This window comes from Mangrovimonas sp. ST2L15, from assembly GCF_001280515.1.
Classification (GTDB): Bacteria; Bacteroidota; Bacteroidia; order Flavobacteriales; family Flavobacteriaceae; genus Mangrovimonas; species Mangrovimonas futianensis.
In genome coordinates this window covers 1-1,297 of record NZ_LBIQ01000043.1, presented here as the reverse complement: position 1 = coordinate 1,297, position 1,297 = coordinate 1, and the positions used below count along the sequence as shown (strand labels likewise).

Below are 1,297 nucleotides of genomic sequence, written 5' to 3'. Positions count from 1 at the left end.
GGTGGCGCATCATTGGTTGCCGGATTAACGCCACAGTTATCAGCTGTAGTGGGTGTTCCAAGAGCCACACCAGTGGCTTGACATGAAGCATTGGCACTAACGGTTACGTCAACAGGTGCAGTAATGGTAGGGTCTGTATTGTCTTCGACAGTTACTATTTGGGTATCAGTAGCCGAATTACCAGCTGCATCAGTTACGGTCCAGGTTACTGTTGTATTACCTATTGGGAATGTAGCCGGCGCATCATTGGTTGCCGGATTAACGCCACAGTTATCAGCTGTAGTGGGTGTTCCAAGAGCCACACCAGTGGCTTGACATGAAGCGTTCGCACTAACGGTTACATCTATAGGTGCAGTAATGGTTGGGTCTGTATTGTCTTCGACAGTTACTAATTGGGTATCAGTAGCCGAATTACCAGCTGCATCAGTTACGGTCCAGGTTACTGTTGTATTACCTATTGGGAATGTGGCCGGCGCATCATTGGTTGCCGGATTAGCCCCACAGTTATCAGCTGTAGTGGGTGTTCCAAGAGCCACACCAGTGGCTTGACATGAAGCATTGGCACTTACGGTTACCTCCGCAGGTGCCGTAATAGTAGGGTCTGTATTGTCTTCGACAGTTACTATTTGGGTATCAGTAGCCGAATTACCAGCTGCATCAGTTACGGTCCAGGTTACTGTTGTATTACCTATTGGGAATGTAGCCGGCGCATCATTGGTTGCCGGATTAACGCCACAGTTATCAGCTGTAGTGGGTGTTCCAAGAGCCACACCAGTGGCTTGACATGAAGCGTTCGCACTAACGGTTACATCTATAGGTGCAGTAATGGTTGGGTCTGTATTGTCTTCGACAGTTACTAATTGGGTATCAGTAGCCGAATTACCAGCTGCATCAGTTACGGTCCAGGTTACTGTTGTATTACCTATTGGGAATGTGGCCGGCGCATCATTGGTTGCCGGATTAGCCCCACAGTTATCAGCTGTAGTGGGTGTTCCAAGAGCCACACCAGTGGCTTGACATGAAGCATTGGCACTTACGGTTACGTCAGCAGGTGCTGTAATAGTAGGGTCTGTATTGTCTTCGACAGTTACTATTTGGGTATCAGTAGCCGAATTACCAGCTGCATCAGTTACGGTCCAGGTTACTGTTGTATTACCTATTGGGAATGTAGCCGGCGCATCATTGGTTGCCGGATTAGCCCCACAGTTATCAGCTGTAGTGGGTGTTCCAAGAGCCACACCAGTGGCTTGACATGAAGCATTGGCACTAACGGTTACGTCAGCAGGTGCTATAATAG

Annotated in this window: 1 protein-coding gene; it reads right to left on the bottom strand. The window is 48.6% G+C overall.

Annotation, left to right across the window (positions count from 1 at the left end; all coding sequences use genetic code 11):
* On the bottom strand, window positions 1-1,297 hold a 1,297-nt coding region (locus ZA07_RS15000), incomplete at both ends, for an HYR domain-containing protein (RefSeq protein ID WP_157492171.1).